Origin of the sequence: Rhodococcus sp. WWJCD1, from assembly GCF_002258735.1 — a bacterium.
Taxonomy (GTDB): domain Bacteria; phylum Actinomycetota; class Actinomycetes; order Mycobacteriales; family Mycobacteriaceae; genus Rhodococcoides.
In genome coordinates this window covers 190448-207601 of record NZ_NOXY01000027.1, presented here as the reverse complement: position 1 = coordinate 207601, position 17154 = coordinate 190448, and the positions used below count along the sequence as shown (strand labels likewise).

General features: G+C 65.4%; 19 protein-coding genes and 1 pseudogene. 2 read left to right on the top strand and 18 right to left on the bottom strand.

Annotation, left to right across the window (positions count from 1 at the left end):
• Positions 1-225: 225 nt before the first annotated feature.
• The 8 genes and pseudogenes from CH286_RS28465 to CH286_RS20300 all read right to left on the bottom strand — a co-directional run.
• Positions 226-807, bottom strand: a pseudogene (locus tag CH286_RS28465) (TM2 domain-containing protein); the annotation flags it as partial.
• 41 nt (positions 808-848) lie between these two features.
• Positions 849-1739, bottom strand: a complete 891-nt coding sequence (locus CH286_RS20330) for a TM2 domain-containing protein (protein WP_255182719.1) — start codon at positions 1737-1739, stop codon at positions 849-851.
• Positions 1732-2730 (bottom strand): prolipoprotein diacylglyceryl transferase, encoded by a 999-nt coding sequence (gene lgt, locus CH286_RS20325; RefSeq protein ID WP_032403997.1) that lies wholly within the window; start codon positions 2728-2730, stop codon positions 1732-1734. The genes CH286_RS20330 and lgt overlap by 8 nt, the downstream gene beginning before the upstream one ends.
• Positions 2727-3530 carry a tryptophan synthase subunit alpha gene (gene trpA / locus CH286_RS20320; protein WP_094610213.1) on the bottom strand — a complete coding sequence of 268 codons (804 nt, stop codon included), beginning with the start codon at positions 3528-3530 and terminating at the stop codon, positions 2727-2729. Before trpA ends, lgt begins: the two co-directional genes overlap by 4 nt.
• A complete protein-coding gene (gene trpB / locus CH286_RS20315) occupies positions 3527-4798 on the bottom strand; it encodes a tryptophan synthase subunit beta (protein WP_052058451.1) in 1272 nt (423 codons plus the stop codon). The genes trpA and trpB overlap by 4 nt, the downstream gene beginning before the upstream one ends.
• A gap of 135 nt (positions 4799-4933) precedes the next feature.
• Positions 4934-5743, bottom strand: a complete 810-nt coding sequence (gene trpC / locus CH286_RS20310; RefSeq protein ID WP_032378991.1) for an indole-3-glycerol phosphate synthase TrpC — start codon at positions 5741-5743, stop codon at positions 4934-4936.
• An 82-nt stretch (positions 5744-5825) separates the two neighbouring features.
• Complete coding sequence (locus CH286_RS20305) at positions 5826-6488, bottom strand: TIGR02234 family membrane protein (protein ID WP_032378992.1); 663 nt, start codon at positions 6486-6488, stop codon at positions 5826-5828.
• A complete protein-coding gene (locus tag CH286_RS20300) occupies positions 6485-8053 on the bottom strand; it encodes an anthranilate synthase component I (protein ID WP_094610212.1) in 1569 nt (522 codons plus the stop codon). Before CH286_RS20300 ends, CH286_RS20305 begins: the two co-directional genes overlap by 4 nt.
• 88 nt (positions 8054-8141) lie before the next feature.
• Here CH286_RS20300 and CH286_RS20295 point away from each other — a divergent pair, with 88 nt between their 5' ends.
• Together CH286_RS20295 and CH286_RS20290 are read left to right on the top strand one after the other, a co-directional pair.
• Positions 8142-8603, top strand: a complete 462-nt coding sequence (locus CH286_RS20295; RefSeq protein WP_032378994.1) for a peroxiredoxin — start codon at positions 8142-8144, stop codon at positions 8601-8603.
• A gap of 151 nt (positions 8604-8754) precedes the next feature.
• Positions 8755-9276 (top strand): MarR family winged helix-turn-helix transcriptional regulator, encoded by a 522-nt coding sequence (locus tag CH286_RS20290; RefSeq protein WP_176458299.1) that lies wholly within the window; start codon positions 8755-8757, stop codon positions 9274-9276.
• On the opposite strand, the gene hisI is transcribed toward CH286_RS20290, so the two are convergent.
• The 10 genes from hisI to hisD all read right to left on the bottom strand — a co-directional run bounded on the left by hisI (position 9267) and on the right by hisD (position 17145).
• Positions 9267-9623, bottom strand: coding sequence for a phosphoribosyl-AMP cyclohydrolase (gene hisI, locus CH286_RS20285; RefSeq protein ID WP_032378995.1), 357 nt, complete (start codon positions 9621-9623; stop codon positions 9267-9269). The genes CH286_RS20290 and hisI overlap by 10 nt on opposite strands.
• Positions 9624-9638: 15 nt before the next feature.
• The gene (gene hisF / locus CH286_RS20280) at positions 9639-10412 is read right to left on the bottom strand and encodes an imidazole glycerol phosphate synthase subunit HisF (protein WP_032378996.1); all 774 of its coding nucleotides are present in this window, start codon (positions 10410-10412) and stop codon (positions 9639-9641) included.
• Positions 10409-11239 carry an inositol monophosphatase family protein gene (locus CH286_RS20275; protein WP_032403991.1) on the bottom strand — a complete coding sequence of 277 codons (831 nt, stop codon included), beginning with the start codon at positions 11237-11239 and terminating at the stop codon, positions 10409-10411. The genes hisF and CH286_RS20275 overlap by 4 nt, the downstream gene beginning before the upstream one ends.
• A 6-nt stretch (positions 11240-11245) precedes the next feature.
• A complete protein-coding gene (gene priA, locus CH286_RS20270) occupies positions 11246-11980 on the bottom strand; it encodes a bifunctional 1-(5-phosphoribosyl)-5-((5-phosphoribosylamino)methylideneamino)imidazole-4-carboxamide isomerase/phosphoribosylanthranilate isomerase PriA (RefSeq protein WP_037150780.1) in 735 nt (244 codons plus the stop codon).
• A gap of 56 nt (positions 11981-12036) precedes the next feature.
• Positions 12037-12243: a hypothetical protein gene (locus CH286_RS20265; RefSeq protein WP_094610211.1), complete on the bottom strand. Its 207-nt coding sequence runs from the start codon at positions 12241-12243 to the stop codon at positions 12037-12039.
• Positions 12240-12869: an imidazole glycerol phosphate synthase subunit HisH gene (gene hisH / locus CH286_RS20260; protein WP_032403988.1), complete on the bottom strand. Its 630-nt coding sequence runs from the start codon at positions 12867-12869 to the stop codon at positions 12240-12242. Before hisH ends, CH286_RS20265 begins: the two co-directional genes overlap by 4 nt.
• Positions 12866-13984, bottom strand: coding sequence for an MFS transporter (locus CH286_RS20255; RefSeq protein WP_094610249.1), 1119 nt, complete (start codon positions 13982-13984; stop codon positions 12866-12868). Before CH286_RS20255 ends, hisH begins: the two co-directional genes overlap by 4 nt.
• 61 nt (positions 13985-14045) lie before the next feature.
• Positions 14046-14669, bottom strand: coding sequence for an imidazoleglycerol-phosphate dehydratase HisB (gene hisB, locus CH286_RS20250; protein WP_032379000.1), 624 nt, complete (start codon positions 14667-14669; stop codon positions 14046-14048).
• Entirely contained in the window at positions 14666-15796 is a 1131-nt protein-coding gene (locus CH286_RS20245) for a histidinol-phosphate transaminase (RefSeq protein WP_032403986.1), read from the bottom strand. Before CH286_RS20245 ends, hisB begins: the two co-directional genes overlap by 4 nt.
• Positions 15793-17145, bottom strand: coding sequence for a histidinol dehydrogenase (gene hisD, locus CH286_RS20240; protein WP_094610210.1), 1353 nt, complete (start codon positions 17143-17145; stop codon positions 15793-15795). Before hisD ends, CH286_RS20245 begins: the two co-directional genes overlap by 4 nt.
• Between the last annotated feature and the right edge of the window lie 9 nt (positions 17146-17154).

The following is a 17154-nucleotide window of genomic DNA, read 5'->3' as shown; positions in this document are numbered from 1 at the left end:
CAGCGACTTCGACCGCTGCGCCGTGAGTCTCGGCAACCCCGCCGGCTGGTTCGGTTCATGTCGACCGGAACGGTCTCACAAGCCGAAATCGAAACGCCTGTCGGGAATTCACCGGGACAGCCCTGGCCCGCGAAAGAATCCGAGATTGCTCCCGGATGGCGAAATCGTAGCAGTTGGAATTCGCAACGATGCAATCGCGAATGCCGGTGGCCGTCGAAACGGTCGTCAGTCGCGCAGCGGTCGACCGTGTTCGTCGCGCACGCTGCCGGTGAGCATCATGATCCCGTCGATCAACGGCCAGATGCCACCGATACCGCAGGTGAGCCACGTGACTGCAATCTGGGCCACTGCAATACCCGGCTGGTTGAGATAGAAACGACCGGCTCCGAATGCGCCCAGGAGGATGTTGAGCAGGCCTGCCGTCAGCTTCTGCTTGTCGGAGAAGGGTTCGCCGGTGACCGGGTGCCGGCCGTAGGGAGCCATCGGGTCCATGAAACCAGGACCACCCGCGTACTGCGGCCCACCGTACTGACCACCCGAGTACGGCGGCGGCGGCGCGAAGTACTGACCCGAACCATCGGCGGGCGGTGGATAACCGACACCGGGAGGAGGTCCGAACTGCTGACCCTGATCGGCGGCACCGGGAGTGTTCGGGGTGCCGTAGTTCGGGGTCGTGTAATTGGGATCGGGTGCGCCGTAGACGGGACCCGAACCTGCAGGACTGCCCTTCTCGAACGAGATCGTCGGTTCCGTGGAACCGGATGCGTCGCCCGGTGATCCGTCGGACGACGATGTACCTGAGTCACTCACTTCGGGCTCCCTTGTTCGAGTGCAGTGCGAACGAGGGCTCAGTCTCTCAGTTTTCGCCCCTGAGCGTCCGATACATTGCCCACCAAAATGAGCACGCCGTCGACGACGTGCCAGACGAAAAGCCCGAACAGCAGAATCAGCCCGAGGCCGAACACTGCGGTGAGCAGAACACCGAAGAAGAACAGGAGCAGCTGGGCGACACCGATCCCGGTACTGCCGAGGTAGAAGCGACCGACACCCAACCAACCGAGAAATATCTGCAGCAGGCCGCCGACGATCTTGGACTTGTCCGACAACGGCTCGCCGGTGACCGGATCGCGACCGTACGGAGCGTCTGGGCCGACGCCGTACGGGTGTCCGCCCGCATAGCCCATGGGCGCACCGAAACCCTGCGACTGACCGAACCCTTGTTGCGGGTAGCCCTGTTGTGGGTAGCCCTGCTGCGGGTAGCCCTGTTGCTGGCCGTACCCCTGCTGCGGGTAGCCCTGTTGCTGGCCGTACCCCTGCTGCGCGTAGCTCTGCGGCTGGCCGTACCCCTGTTGCGGGTAGCCCTGCTGCTGGCCGTACCCCTGTTGCGGGTAGTTCTGGGGTGGGTAGTTCTGGGCCGGGTAGTTCTGGGCCGGCGGGAATCCTCCGACCGGATTGTCGATACTGCCGTCCGGGCTCGGGGCCGGGTAGCTCGGTGTGCTGGACCAACCTGGGCCGTTTCCGATACCCGAATACGTATCCCAGCCCGGCCCCGTGGGCCCGGTGGGGCCGTGCGACGGTGCGGATTCCGAGGTTGCCGGCGGCTCCGAGAGCGACGCCTCGGCGGTGGCACCGTAGTCGAACGGAGTGCCGAACGGCGTGGTCGGCTTGGCGTCACCGTCACTGGAATCGCCTGTGCCGGAACCGGATTCGGGGCCGTGGGTCTTGTCGAAATCAACCACGTGTACTGCCTTCTTCCTCGGCTTTCTTGTCGGACGTCTGCACGTCCCGAGCATCGGTGGTTCGGTCGGTCTCGTCCGCATCGCCGGAGGCATCGCCGTCTGCGGCGTCGTTACCGCCGTCCACGTCGTCGTTCGATTTCAGTGTCGCGGGGTCTTCGCGACCCTTGGTGGCGATGACGAAGTAGGCGACCGCCAGGACGAAGACGATGGCGGATGTGAAGGTGTTGACGCGAAGTCCCGCGATCTTCGTCGCGAAATCGTCACGCATGAGTTCCACCCAGAAACGCCCGACGCAGTATCCGGCGACGTACAACGCGAACAGTCGTCCGTGGCCGATCGTGTACTTGCGGTCGATCAGCACCAGCAGGGCGACGATCGCGAGGCTCCACAGCAACTCGTAGAGGAACGTCGGGTGGACGACCTTCTCCACGAACCCGGTCGACACGCCGTTCAGAGGGTCCAGTCGCCCGTTCGAGTCGACTCGCTCGTAGATTTCCAGACCCCACGGCTGCGTGGTTGCACGACCGTACAGCTCTTGGTTGAAGTAGTTGCCTATGCGGCCGATCGCCTGGGCCAGCAGAATCGGGGGCCCCACCGCGTCACCGAATGCAGGCAAGGGGATCCCTCGTCGACGGCAGGCAATCCAAGCACCGACTCCGCCGAGGAACACCGCTCCCCAGATTCCGAGACCACCGTTCCAGACGTACAGAGCTTCGACCGGATTTCCGCCGGGACCGAAGTACGTCTTCCAGTCTGTTGCCACGTGGTAGAGACGTCCACCGAGCAAACCGAACGGAACGGCCCAGACTGCGACGTCGAGGACGGTGCCCTTGGTTCCCCCTCGAGCGACCCAACGGCGATCGCCCCACACCACCGATACGACGATGCCGATGATGATGAACAGGGCGTAGGCCCGCAGAGCGAGCGGTCCGACGTGCCACACTCCCTGCGCGGGGCTGGGAATGTAGGCCAGAATCTCGGTCGAGGTCACGACGCTACGTTAGCGGAACGGACACCCTCGGCGAGTTCCGTCGTCAGGTCACGCACCGCGTCGAGTCCGTTGTCCACGGCACTGACCAAGGCCGATCCGACGATGACTGCATCGGCGTAGCGGGCGATCTCGGCGGCCTGAGCGCCAGAGCGAACACCGAGGCCGACGCCGATGGGGATGTCGGAGTGCTTTCGGATGCGAGCCGACAATTCGGGGGCCATCGAGGACACCACGTCGCGGGCACCGGTCACGCCCATGGTCGAGGCGGCGTAGACGAAACCGCTGCTGGCTTCGACGGTGCTGACGAGCCGTTCCTCGGTGGACGACGGAGCTACGAGGAAGATGCGGTCGAGACCGTACCTGTCGGAAACCTCGATCCATTCCTGCGCCTCGTCCGGAATGAGATCGGGGGTGATGATTCCGAGCCCGCCCGCACCGGCGAGATCGCGGGCGAAGTTCTCGATGCCGTATTTGAGGACCAGATTCCAGTAGGTCATGACGACTGCTTTTCCGCCTGCGGCAGAGACCTGCTCGGTCACTGCGAACACGTCCTTGACCCGAGCACCGGCTCGCAGCGCGACGTCGGCTGCGGCCTGAATCGTGGGTCCGTCCATCACCGGATCGGAATACGGAATGCCGACCTCGACGATGTCGCATCCGGCGTCGACCATGGTCTTGAACACCTCGACCGAGCGCGGAACGGTCGGAAAGCCTGCGGGGAGGTACCCGACGAGTGCTGCGCGCCCTTCGGCGCGGCACTGACCGAAGGTCGCAGAGAGGCGAGAGTCGTTGTTGCTCATGGCTTGATACCCACTTCTTCGTCCACGTTCGCGTCGCCGTCTCCGTCGATCAGGCCGAACCACTCGGCCGCGGTGTCGACGTCCTTGTCGCCACGCCCGGACAGGTTGACCAGAATGATCGCACCTTCGCCCAACTCCTTGCCGAGGGTCAGTGCGCCTGCGATGGCATGTGAGGACTCGATGGCCGGAATGATGCCCTCGGTACGGCACAGCAGCTTGAACGCATTCATCGCCTCGGTATCGGTGATGCCCCGGTACTCTGCGCGACCGATGTCATGCAGGTAGGAATGCTCGGGACCGACACCCGGGTAGTCCAAACCGGCTGAGATCGAATGAGATTCGACGGTCTGACCGTCCTCGTCCTGCAGCAGGTACGAGTACGCCCCGTGCAGCGCTCCCGGAGTTCCACCGCTGATCGTCGCAGCGTGACGGCCCGTCTCGACGCCGTCGCCGGCCGCCTCGAAGCCGATCAGCCGAACGTCGGCGTCGTCGATGAACGCATGGAAGATTCCGATCGCGTTGGACCCACCGCCGACACAGGCGGCGATGGCGTCGGGCAGCCTCCCCATGGAGGCGAGCACCTGCTGCCGCGCCTCGAGGCCGATGATGCGCTGGAAGTCGCGAACCATGACCGGGAACGGGTGCGGCCCGGCGACGGTGCCGAAGCAGTAGTACGTGTTGTCCGCGTTGGTGACCCAATCGCGTAGCGCCTCGTTGATGGCGTCCTTGAGGGTGCGCGATCCCGACTTCACGGCCACGACGCTCGATCCGAGCAAGCGCATCCGAGCGACGTTGAGTGCCTGCCGTTCGGTGTCGACCTCGCCCATGTACACGACACATTCGAGCCCGAGCAGTGCGCATGCCGTCGCCGTGGCGACTCCGTGCTGGCCCGCACCGGTTTCGGCGATGATTCGGGTCTTGCCCATTCGCTTCGCCAGCAGAACCTGGCCCAGAACGTTGTTGATCTTATGAGAACCGGTGTGGTTGAGGTCTTCTCGTTTGAGAAGGATACGAGCGCCGCCGGCGTGCTCGGACAACCGTGTCGCCTCGAAGACCGGTGACGGTCGGCCGGTGTAGTCGCGCTGCAGTCGATCGAGTTCGCCGAGGAATTCGTTGTCGCTGCGCACCTTCTCGTACTCGGCGGTGACTTCCTCGATCACACCCATCAGCGCCTCGGGGACGAACCTGCCGCCGTAGACACCGAAGTGACCACCGACATCGGGCTCGTGCGCGCTGCGATCGGTGAGGCCGATGCTGCTCTGCGGCAGATCAGCGCCCTTGAAACGGACTACCTGTGGGGCGTCCGTGGTGCCTGAAGAATTGCTGGTGCTCACCGCACCAGTGTGCCCCAACGGCGGACTGCCGCCGCGCTCGGGTCGGGTGCCCGAGTCGGTCCTGCAGAGTCAGCGTGCGGGCTTGGGGCACGACGGATGTGTTCCCGCCGTCACCAGGTCCGAGACGGCGGTCCGGGGATCGCCTGCGGTGACCAAGCCCTCGCCGACGAGCACTGCGTCGGCACCGGCACCGGCGTAGGCCAGCAGGTCGGCAGTTCCTCGTACACCGGACTCTGCGACACGAATGACCTCGCTGGGCAGACCGGGCGCAATTCGGCCGAAGCTGTCGCGGTCGATCTCGAGTGTCTTGAGGTTACGTGCGTTGATGCCGATGACGCGGGCACCGGCCTCGAGAGCACGATCCGCTTCGGCTTCGGTGTGCACCTCGACCAGTGCCGTCATGCCCAGCGACTCCGTGCGATCGAGCAACGACGCCAGGGCATCCTGCTCGAGTGCCGCGACGATCAGCAGGATGACATCGGCACCGTGGGCCCGAGCCTCGTGGATCTGATACGGACCGACGATGAAATCCTTGCGCAACACCGGAATCGAGACTGCGGCACGAACCGCGTCGAGGTCCGCGAGAGATCCGTGGAAGCGACGCTCTTCGGTGAGGACGCTGATGATGCGGGCACCGCCCTGCTCGTAAGCACGAGCCAGAACCGCTGGATCACCGATGTCTGCCAACGCACCCTTGGACGGGCTGGCACGCTTGACCTCGGCGATGACGCCGATACCGTCCTCACGAAGGGCTGCCGCTGCGTCGAGAGGTGCCGGGGCTGCTTTCGCTGCTGCTTTGACGGCGGCGAAATCGACCACCGATTCACGCGCGGCCACGTCGGCCCGCACACCGTCGAGAATCGAGTCGAGAACAGTCATGGTGCCCCCAGTCCTTTCTGAGCGTCGACTTCCGATGTGAGGAATCTCATCGGGGTCGGACCTAGCGTAGAGGGCGGTTTCATCACGACGAACGCGGGGTACCGGACTCGTCGGTAGGATCTTCGCCCGCGTCGAGCGCGTCCCACATCATGCGTTCGGTGAGGTCCTCGCCTTCGTCCTGCACGCCGTTGTCGGACGAGGAACTGCGAACGCGTCGAGCCACCTCGTCACGTCGCACCGCCGGGGCGTCGTACTTGGACGAGAGTACCTGCGAGGCAGCTGTTTTCCGAATCGACACCACCGCCGCAACGAGCGCGCACAACGCGCCGATCAGGGTGACGATCGCCGGGAGAATCGACACCTCCGTCATCGAGACCTGAGCCCTTGCGGGGAGTTCGGCAAGGGCCGCCGACTCCGAGTCGGATGCTCCCGCGGTGAGCAGTCGAACGGCCGGAACAGCGGCCGACACGGCCACCACCGCGATCAACACTGCCAGCACCCGAGAGGCCCACCCGCGCACCGCGAACGACGCGGCCACCGCCGCCAGCAACACGAGCGCGAGCGGTGTGGTGGCAGCGGCCCAGGTGCCACCGAGAAGGTCGTCCGTTCGACTCTCCCCGAGACCGTCGGAGGACGTCACCCGGACCCACGTCATTCTCGATGCGCCCCACAGGCATGCCGCAGCCACGATCAGCAGAGCGACCGGCACAGCGGCCGACGCGCGACGACCGGATCGCTCGGTCATCGCCCACCGACCTCGCGGAGCGATTCCGCGGCCGCAACTGCACCCAGTACGGCCATGGCTTTGTTTCGTGCCTCGTCGTCCTCGTATTGCGCGACCGAATCCGCCACGACTCCCGCACCGGCCTGAACGTAGGCGGTCCCGTCCTTGATCAGCGCGGTCCGAATCGAGATGGCGGTGTCGGCATCACCGGCGAAATCGAGGTAGCCGACGATGCCGCCGTAGATACCGCGTCGCGTCGGTTCCAGCTCGTCGATCAGTTCCATGGCGCGCACCTTCGGTGCGCCCGACAAGGTGCCCGCCGGGAAGCAGGCCTTGACCGCGTCGAGGGCACGCTTGCCCTCGGCCAGACGACCCGTCACCGTCGAGACCAGATGCATGACATGGCTGTATCGCTCGATGTGGCGGTAGTCGCTCACCCGGACCGTGCCGGGGGCACACACGCGCCCGAGGTCGTTACGACCGAGGTCCACGAGCATCAGGTGCTCCGCGTTCTCCTTCTCGTCGGCGAGTAGATCCTTCTCGAGCAGCACGTCCTCTTCCTCGGAGGTACCGCGCCACCGCGTGCCCGCGATCGGATGCGTGGTGGCGAGGCCGTCGACCACTGTCACCAGGGCCTCGGGGCTCGATCCGACGATCGAGAAAGCAGTCTCGTCGTTATCTCCCGGAACGTGCATCAGGTACATGTACGGACTGGGGTTGGAGGCCCGCAGCATGCGGTAGACGTCGAGCGGCGACGCATCGGTATCCATCTCGAAGCGCTGCGAGAGAACCACCTGAAACGCTTCGCCGGCTTCGATCTCCTCCACCAAGCGGGCGACGTCGGCACCGAATCCCTCGGAGGTTCGCTGCCGACGAAACTGCGGTGCAGGCTTGGAGACGGTGGAGACGGTGGAGTCAGCCGGCTTGGACAAGTCGGCACACATGCGGTCCAGACGGCGCACGGCGTCGTCGTAGGCCTCGTCGACATTGTCATCGGTTCCGTCCCAGTTGACCGCGTTCGCGATCAGAGTGATCGCACCCTCGTGGTGGTCGACGGCCGCCAGATCGGTCGCGAGCAGCATCACCAGCTCGGGCACACCGAGGTCGTCCTGCGCATGCTCGGGCAGCTTCTCGATACGCCGCACCGAGTCGTATCCCAGGTAGCCGACCATGCCGCCGGTCAACGGGGGCAGACCGGGCACCCGCTCGGAGTGCAACAGCTCCAGTGTCCTGGCCAGGACCGCGAGCGGATCGCCGCCGCTGGGCACCCCTGCCGGAACGTTGCCGCGCCAGGCCGCTTCGCCGTCGATGACCGTCAGCGACGCCGGAGCGCCTGCACCGATGAACGACCACCTCGACCACGAACGGCCGTTCTCCGCAGACTCGAGCAGAAAGGTACCGGGCCGGTCCGCACCGAGCTTGCGGTACGCCGACAACGGAGTCTCGGAGTCGGCGAGCACCTTTCGTGTCACCGGAACCACTCGGTGCTCGGCTGCGAGCTGCCGGAACACCTCGCGGGAGGTGGTCGAGTCCGAGTTCTCGGTATTGGAGGTGGGACTGGGGTCGGTGGTCGTCTCGCCGCGCATTGCCCCATCCTCCCAGGTTCGGCACAACGGGTCACTCCGCAGGCTCCGCTCCGGCGACAAGGCCGGCGCTCGCGGTAACCTGCCGAGCATGAAACCAGGCGAACTCGTTCCCGACTTTTCCCTACCGGACCAGACCGGACAGATCCGAACCCTGACCGAACTGCTGACTAACGGTCCGATAGTGCTGTTCTTCTACCCGGCTGCCTTCACCCCCGGGTGCACGGCCGAAGCGTGCCATTTCCGGGACCTGGCCTCGGAGTTCGCCGAGATCGGAGCCACTCGAGTCGGTATCAGTGCCGATGCCGTCGCCAAGCAGGCGGAGTTCGCCGCGGCCAAGTCTTTCGACTACCCCCTGCTGTCCGACGAAGACGGTGCCGTCGCCACCGCGTTCGGCGTCAAGCGCGGTCTGCTCGCCAAGCTCTCTCCGGTCAAGCGGGCAACGTTCGTCATCGGCACCGACCGGAAGGTGCTCGAGACCTTCTCGAGCGAAGTACGGTTCGAGGCTCACGCGGACAAGGCGCTCGAGTACCTGCGCGCACATCGCACGTAGAACATCTGTCGGACGTGATGCCTCGGGTGGGGGGACCCTCGAGGCATCATGTGCAGACCACAACTATCTGGGCAGGAGTGGAGCCTGCAGGAACGACCCAGAGATAGGAGTGGTCTGCAGTAACGACCCAGAGATCGAGAGGTTCCCCGCGATGGACACGTCGGCGACACCGATGGATGCGACACCGAGTGATGCGGTGGATCCCCAGTGGCTCACCGAGAGTCAACAGGAGGCCTGGCGGTCGCTCGTCGCCCTCATCACTCGACTTCCGGCAGCGCTGGACGCCCAGCTGCAGCGCGATTCTCGGCTGACCCACTTCGACTACTTCGTTCTCGCCACCGTCAGCGAGAACCCGCAGCGGCGAATCCAACTTCGGGATCTGGCCGAGTTCGCAAATGCGTCGCTCTCGCGGCTCTCACACGTGGTGACCAAGCTCGAGAAGGCCGGGTGGGTTCGCCGGGAGTCCATCCCGGGCAGCCGCGGTTCCTACGCGGTGCTGACCGACTCGGGTATGGCGAAGGTCGTGGAATCGGCCCCAGGGCACGTCGGCACGGTACAGGCGCTGGTGTTCGAGGGGCTCTCGGACGCCGAGGTCGAGCAGCTCTCGACCCTGAGCGCAACCCTGTTGGCCCAGTTGGACAAGGGAATCGCTGCGGGCACAGGTCACGCCTGAGAGTTCTCGGGCCCCATCAGCACGTCAGCGTCGAAGCAGGTGTGCGTGCCGGTGTGACATGCGGCACCGACCTGATCGACGACCAGAAGCACGGTGTCACCGTCGCAGTCGAGCCTGACCTCGTGCACGTACTGAGTGTGCCCCGACGTCTCACCCTTCACCCAGTACTGCTGCCGGGACCTGGAATAGTAAGTGCCCTTGCGGGTTTCGAGGGTTCGAGACAGTGCCTCGTCGTCCATCCAAGCGACCATCAGCACCTGCCCGGTCGATCGTTCCTGCACGACCGCACTGAACAGTCCGGCCTCGTTGCGCTTGAGTCTCGCGGAGAGACTCGAGTCGAGTGTCATCGGAAAACCTCTTTGCTATCGAACGACGATGCGCTCGACGCGCATCGCATCTTTGACCTGACCGATGGTGAGGTCGCCGAAATGGAAGACGCTGGCGGCGAGAACGGCGTCCGCCCCGGCCTGCACTGCGGGTGCGAAGTGCTCCACCCGTCCCGCTCCCCCGCTGGCTATGACCGGCACGTGCACCGCGGCCCGGACAGCCGCAATCATCGGTAGATCGAACCCGGCCTTCGTGCCGTCGGCATCCATCGAATTGAGCAGAATTTCTCCCACGCCCAGTTCGGCACCACGAACCGCCCATTCGACGGCGTCGATGCCGGTTCCGCGTTTACCGCCGTGTGTGGTGACCTCCCAGCCAGATGGGGTGTCCTGCTGCCCCTGCGGAACGGTACGAGCGTCGACCGAGAGCACGATGCACTGAGACCCGAACCGCTCACTGAGCTCGCGCAGCAACTCGGGTCGGGCGATCGCGGCGGTGTTGACACTGACCTTGTCCGCTCCGGCCCGCAACAGACGATCGACGTCTGCGACCGTGCGTACTCCCCCGCCGACAGTGAGCGGAATGAACACCTGCTCGGCTGTACGGCTGACGACGTCCAGCATCGTGCCTCGATCCGAGGTGGACGCGGTGACGTCGAGAAAGGTCAGCTCGTCGGCTCCCTGTGCGTCGTAGGCAGCCGCTAGTTCGACGGGATCACCTGCGTCGCGGAGGTTTTCGAAGTTGACGCCCTTGACGACACGTCCGGCATCGACGTCGAGGCACGGAATCACTCTGACCGCGACGCTCATCGCGCAGGTCCTTCCAGGTAGTCGGCGGGGTCACCGAGTTCGGTGATCACCTTCAGTAGCTGATCGTGCACCCCGGGCCCGGCAGCGAGCACCGACGTCGAGTCGACCGTCCACGGTTCGCCCGCGAGGTCGGTGACGATTCCGCCTGCGGCGCGCACCAGCAGCGCACCGGCAGCGTTGTCCCAGGCCCGGTGGCCGAAGACCACAGCGCCGCCCAGTACACCGCTGGCCGTGTAGGCCAGGTCCACTCCGGTGGCACCGTGCATCCGCAGACGAGAGGACTGCATCGACAGTTCTTCGAGGATGCGGAACCTGAACCGTCCGGGCAGTGAGCCACGACTGGCGACGTTGAAGGCACCGAAGCCGATCATGGACTCGCGCAACACTTTCGGCTGCAGCGCCGGGAGCGCAACACCGTTCAGTAGTAGCGGGCCGCCCGCCACCGCAGCGAAACGCTGGTCCACCAGCGGCAGCCAGGTCAGGCCGAGGACGGGCACACCGTCGTCGAGCAACGCCAACAACGTCCCCGCCGAAGGCAGCCCCGACGAGTAGTTGAACGTGCCGTCGATGGGGTCGAGCACCCAGACGAGCCCGGAGTTCAGATCCGGTCCGCCGAATTCTTCACCGTGAACTGCAATTCCGGTCGAATCGAACAGTTCCGCACCGAGCCGACGCTCGAGTTCCAGATCCACAGCGGTGGCGAAATCGTCGGGCCCCTTCTGCACTGCACTCGGTGCGCCGACGCCCGCAACGAACCGATCGTGGACGCCGTCGAGCAATCCACCGGCGATCTCGAGCAGACGAGTCGGCTCCTCGGGAAGGGTCATTCGTTGCTACCGAGACACCGCGGCGAGGGCGTCGGGGAGAGTGAAACGTCCGGCGTACAACGCCTTTCCGACAATGGAACCTTCCACGCCGCGATCGACAAGGCCGGCGATCGCTTCCAGATCTGCAATGGTGGACACGCCGCCCGACGCGATGACCGGCTTGTCGGTCTTGGCACACACGTCGGCGAGCAGTTCGAGATTGGGCCCCGTCAACGTGCCGTCCTTGGTCACGTCGGTGACCACGTAGCGCGAACACCCGTCGCGCTCGAGCCGCTCGAGCACGTCCCACAGATCGCCGCCGTCGCTGACCCAGCCGCGGCCGCGTAGTCGCGGAGCTCCGTCGACGATCAGCACGTCCAGACCGACCGCGACGCGATCACCGAACTCTCCGATCGCACGGGAGCACCACTGCGGATCCTCGAGGGCTGCGGTACCGAGATTGACTCGCGCACAACCGGTCGCCAGCGCCGCGCGCAGCGACTCGTCGTCACGAATGCCACCGGACAGCTCTACCTTGACGTCGAGTTCGCCGACGACCGACGCGAGCAACTCCCGGTTGGAACCCCGCCCGAACGCGGCGTCGAGATCAACGAGATGGACCCATTCCGCGCCGTCGTTCTGCCACGCGAGGGCGGCATCACGAGGCGACCCGTACTTGGTCTCGCTTCCGGCTTCTCCTTGAACGAGACGAACAGCTTCGCCGCCTGCGACATCGACAGCAGGCAATAAGACCAGGCTCACGTGCGGTTATGCTACGGGCCGAGCGGGCGTGAACCCAAAACGGGTCGTCTGTGGTCCTACCGGAGGTCCCTGCGCGTCATACGCATGGACACCACTCCCATTGCTGCGATCGCTCCGACCACACCGGCCAAGGCAATGGACAGAGCTATGCCGGCGCTCGGTTGCAGGACGGCGATCAGGGCAGTGGCGAGAGCCAGCACCGCGACGGCCGCACCGAGTGCCCGGACGGCCAACCTGCCCAGCGAGAACTCGCGGTCGCTCACACCGATCGAACCCAGTTCTCGAGTAGCGCGGCACCGGCGTCTCCGGATTTCTCCGGGTGGAACTGGGTGGCCGAGAGCGCGCCGTTCTCCACGGCAGCGAGGAATCGGCCGCCGTGATCGGCCCACGTCAGCAGAGGCGCGGCGATGGTGTCGCTGGGTTCGAGCTCCCATTGCTGCGCAGCGTAGGAGTGGACGAAATAGAACCGGGTCTCGGGATCGATGCCGTCGAACAGCACGCTCTTCTCCGGTGCCTCGACGGTGTTCCAGCCCATGTGGGGCAACACGTCGGCCTGCAGGCGCTCGACCGTTCCCGGCCATTCCCCACATCCGTTGGCCTCGACACCGAATTCGACGCCACGATCGAACAGAATCTGCATTCCGACGCAGATTCCCAACACCGGGCGTCCGCCGGCCAGGCGACGCCCGATGATGCGGTCACCGCGCACCCCCAGCAGACCCTCCATGCACGCGGCGAACGCGCCGACACCGGGAACGACCAATGCCTCTGCATCGAGGGCTTCGTCGAAATCCGAGGTCACCGTCACGTCGGCACCGACCCGGGCCAACGCCCTCTTCGCCGAGTGCAGATTGCCCGAGCCGTAATCGAGCAACACCACAGAAGTCATGAGGGAAGTCTATCGGGGCGTGGTCGGGCGATCAGCGCCACCGCCGCAACGACGACCACCGTGATTGCGGCCGCGGTGAATCCTGCGGTGTACCCCACGCTCGTGGCGAGAACGCCCAGCGCGAGCGCACCCGCACCGGTGCCCGCGTCGAAGCTGATGTTCCACACGGCGCTGGCGCTGCTGTAGCGAGCGGGCCCGGCCGCGTCGAAGGCCATCACCAGACTGTCGTTCTGGCACGCTCCGTACCCGATTCCGAACAGAACGGCGGCGACGAAGAACAGTGCAGCGGGCATGTTGCCCAGCGCTGCGATCGCGAACAGCGCGATGCCGATCGCAGCCGAGACCAGCGCGGGAACGACGGAGCGTCCGATGCCGATTCGATCTGCAACCGATCCTGCGGTGTACCGGCCGACGAGCATCGCGGCACTGACGACGGCCAAGGCAAGACCGATCATGGCGGCTCGGTTCGATTCCGCGATCGGCAACAGGCTGGTGATTCCGCCGTACGCCGCGGACACCGAGGCCACGACGAGACACGGCACGAGGAATTGCCGTACGTCGAGGCGAACCCGTTCGATTCTGGGCGGCTGCGGCGCGGGTCTGGTGGGCGGTAACAGTGCCACGCCGATCAAGCCTGCTGCAGGCACGAGAGCGCCGAGCACGAACACGGCCGTCGGATTCGCCGCAAAGATCACCAAACCCATTGGCAGCGTGATCATCTGAGCCAACGCGACGGCGATCCCCTGCGCGCCCGTCGCACGGCCGAGCAGAGCAGTGGGGGCCAGCTCGGCGACGATGGCAGCACCGGCCACCGTCAGCATGCCGAAGCCTGTTCCCCTCAGGGCCGACACGGCCAATGCCGGTACGGCATCGACCGACACGATGAACAGCAGAGACGGAACACCCAGCAGCAAGCACCCTGCGGCAAGTACAGCGCGGTGGCCGACGCTCATCAGCATCCGCGGCACGAACAGCTGAGTGATCACCGTGGTGGTCATGAAGATCGCGGTGCTGGCCGCTGCCACCGCGTCGGATGCCCCGGATTGCGACACTGCCAGGGGTATGACCGGAAGCAGCAAGCCCCAGCCACCGAACGACGCTGCCCCCATTGCCATCGCGGCCGGAAGCCCTCGAATCGCCAGCAGACCGCTCAAAGTACGAGTGCCGGTCGATCGATCACAGACTTCCCTTGGTGGACAGAATTCCGGTCACCCGAGGGTCGTACTCGGTGGCCTGACGCAGTGCTCGCGCGACCGCTTTGAACTCTGCTTCGGTGATGTGGTGCTGGTCGCGTCCGTAGATCACTCGGACGTGCAACGCAATCCGAGCGTTCGAGGCCAGCGTCTCGAACACGTGCTTGTTGATCACGGTCGAATACGGAACACCGGGGTAGCCGCCGATCACGGAATGCACCATGTAGTCGGGCTCGCCGGTGTGCACGCAGTACGGTCGACCGGACACGTCGACGGCCGCATGCACGAGCGTTTCGTCCATCGGAATGAACGAGTCGCCGAATCTGGTGATGCCGGCCTTGTCGCCGAGGGCCTGCCCAAGGGCTTGACCGAGCACGATGGCGGTGTCCTCGACGGTGTGATGTGCCTCGATCTCGATGTCGCCCTTCGCCCGAACCGTCAGGTCGAAACGAGCATGGGTGCCCAGCGCGGTGAGCATGTGATCGTAGAAGGGAACGCCGGTGGAGATGTCGACGATGCCGGTGCCGTCGAGGTTCAGCTCGACCGAGATGTCCGACTCCTTGGTGGTGCGCTCGATCTTTGCGATACGGGGAGCGGGTGTGGTCACTTCTGTGCCTCTGCTCTTTCGGTCGATGCGAGTGCTGCGCTGACGGTGAGGAATCGGTCGTTCTCGTGCGCCAGTCCGATGGTGACGCGTAAGTATTCAGGAATTCCGACGTCGCGGATCAGCACGCCTTCGTCCAAGTACCGCTGCCAGGTCGCGGCCGCATCGGAGAACCGGCCGAAGAGCAGGAAGTTCGCGTCGGACGGGACCACGTCGTATCCCTGGCCGGCGAGTGCACGTGCAACCCGATCACGCTCGGCGGAGAGCTCGGCCACGCTGCCGAGGGTGTCCGAGGCATGCCGCAGTGCCGCGCGAGCGGCGGCCTGGGTGACCACCGACAGGTGATACGGCAAGCGCACCAACAACATTGCGTCGACGACGGCCGGGGCCGCAACGAGGTATCCCAGCCGACCACCGGCGAACGCGAACGCTTTGCTCATGGTTCGGCTGACCACGATCTTGCTGGGGTAGCTCTCGATCAGTCCGATTGCGCTTGTCGCCGAAGAGAATTCGGCGTAGGCCTCGTCGACCACCACGATTCCCGGTGCGGCGTCGAGGATCCGCCGCAGATCCTGCTCGTCGATGCTGTGCCCCGTCGGATTGTTGGGGCTGGTGACGAACACGACGTCGGGCTTACGCTCCTCTATCGCCTGCACCGCATAGTCGACGTCGAGCGAGAAATCTGCCCGACGCTTCGCGGGAATCCATTCGGTCTGAGTTCCCGAGGAAATGATCGGGTGCATCGAATACGACGGCACGAAACCCAGCGCGGTGCGGTCCGGTCCGCCGAACGCCTGCAGAAGCTGCTGCAGAATTTCGTTGGATCCGTTGGCCGCCCACACGTTGGCGGTGGCGACCGCGAAGCCGGTCTGGTCGGTGAGGTAGCGCGCGAGGTCGGCACGCAACTCGTCGGCATCGCGATCCGGATAGCGGTGCAGTTGCGCAGCAGCAATCCGCACCGAGTCGGCCACGTCGTCGATCAAGGCCTGCGTCGGCGGATGCGGATTCTCGTTGGTGTTCAACTGAACCGGAACGGTGAGCTGCGGCGCGCCGTACGGCGACTTGCCGATCAGCGCCTCGCGCAGAGGTAGGTCGTCCAGCGAAACCGACCGTCCCAGAGCATCACTCATGACGCGTCACCGGTGCGCAACCCTTCGAACCGCAGCCGCACCGCTTCGCCGTGGGCCGGCAGATCCTCGGCATTGGCCAGGGCAATGACATGCGCAGCAACATCTTTGAGCGCAGCTTCGCTGTAGTCCACCACATGGATGCCCCGCAGGAACGTCTGCACGCTCAGGCCGGACGAGTGCCGAGCACACCCGGCGGTCGGGAGCACGTGATTGGACCCGGCGCAGTAGTCACCGAGGCTCACAGGCGACCAGGCTCCGACGAACACGGCACCGGCGCTGCGCACCCGAGCCGCGACGTCGGACGCGTCCTTCGTCTGGATCTCGAGGTGTTCGGCGGCGTACGCGTTGACCACCGCCAACCCCTGCGTGACGTCGTCGACCAGCACGATGCCGGACTGGCTGCCGTTCAGTGCCGTGGTGACGCGTTCCGCGTGCCGGGTGAACGCGATCTGCGCATTGACGGCCTCGTCCACGGCCTCGGCGAGCTCCATACTGTCGGTCACCAGCACACTGGCGGCCATGACGTCGTGCTCGGCCTGGCTGATCAGGTCTGCTGCCACATGGATCGGGTCTGCGGTGCCGTCGGCAAGAATCGCGATCTCGGTGGGGCCTGCCTCGGAGTCGATTCCGATGAGCGAGCGGCACAGCCGCTTGGCAGCCGTGACGTAGATGTTGCCGGGACCGGTGATCAGATCGACCGGTGCCAATTCGCCGCCGTCGGTATCGACCCCGCCGTACGTGAGCAGCGCAATACCCTGGCCGCCGCCCACAGCCCAGACCTCGTCGACGCCGAGGAGCTGCGCGGCCGCAAGGATTGTCGGGTGGGGAAGGCCACCGAAGTTCTTCTGCGGCGGTGACGCCACCACCAGCGAACCGACACCTGCAATCTGAGCCGGAACGACATTCATCACGACCGACGACGGATACACGGCGTTGCCACCGGGCACGTAGAGCCCTACGCGATCGACCGGAATCCAGCGCTCGGTCACGGTGCCGCCGGGTACCACCTGAGTGGTGTGGTCGGTTCGGCGCTGATCCGAGTGCACGAGACGGGTTCGCTCGATGGCAACGTCGAGCGCGGCCCGGACGGCCGGATCCAGCTCCTCGAGTGCGCGAACCAATTCCTGCTGAGGAACTCGAATGCGGTCCGGTCGGACCCCGTCGAACTTCTCGCTGAACTCGAGGGCCGCGTCGGCACCGCGCTCCTTGACCGCGTCGACGACGGGGCGAACCTGATGCAGCACCGAATCGACATCCACTCCGCCTCGGGGAAGTGCGCCGCGTAGTTCGGCGGTGGATGGAGTTCGTCCGCGTAGATCGACGCGGGCGAGCTCGATGCGGGCAGGCATAGTGGGCCC

Bases quoted from the DNA above. Each gene is read 5' to 3' on its own strand.
- trpA (WP_094610213.1), bottom strand. From the start codon at position 3,530: ATGAGCAACAACGACTCTCGCCTCTCTGCGACCTTCGGTCAGTGCCGC.
- trpC (WP_032378991.1), bottom strand. From the start codon at position 5,743: ATGACTGTTCTCGACTCGATTCTCGACGGTGTGCGGGCCGACGTGGCC.
- CH286_RS20305 (WP_032378992.1), bottom strand. From the start codon at position 6,488: ATGACCGAGCGATCCGGTCGTCGCGCGTCGGCCGCTGTGCCGGTCGCT.
- CH286_RS20300 (WP_094610212.1), bottom strand. From the start codon at position 8,053: ATGCGCGGCGAGACGACCACCGACCCCAGTCCCACCTCCAATACCGAG.
- CH286_RS20295 (WP_032378994.1), top strand. From the start codon at position 8,142: ATGAAACCAGGCGAACTCGTTCCCGACTTTTCCCTACCGGACCAGACC.
- CH286_RS20290 (WP_176458299.1), top strand. From the start codon at position 8,755: ATGGACACGTCGGCGACACCGATGGATGCGACACCGAGTGATGCGGTG.
- hisI (WP_032378995.1), bottom strand. From the start codon at position 9,623: ATGACACTCGACTCGAGTCTCTCCGCGAGACTCAAGCGCAACGAGGCC.
- hisF (WP_032378996.1), bottom strand. From the start codon at position 10,412: ATGAGCGTCGCGGTCAGAGTGATTCCGTGCCTCGACGTCGATGCCGGA.
- CH286_RS20275 (WP_032403991.1), bottom strand. From the start codon at position 11,239: ATGACCCTTCCCGAGGAGCCGACTCGTCTGCTCGAGATCGCCGGTGGA.
- hisH (WP_032403988.1), bottom strand. From the start codon at position 12,869: ATGACTTCTGTGGTGTTGCTCGATTACGGCTCGGGCAATCTGCACTCG.
- CH286_RS20255 (WP_094610249.1), bottom strand. From the start codon at position 13,984: ATGGCAATGGGGGCAGCGTCGTTCGGTGGCTGGGGCTTGCTGCTTCCG.
- CH286_RS20245 (WP_032403986.1), bottom strand. From the start codon at position 15,796: ATGAGTGATGCTCTGGGACGGTCGGTTTCGCTGGACGACCTACCTCTG.
- hisD (WP_094610210.1), bottom strand. From the start codon at position 17,145: ATGCCTGCCCGCATCGAGCTCGCCCGCGTCGATCTACGCGGACGAACT.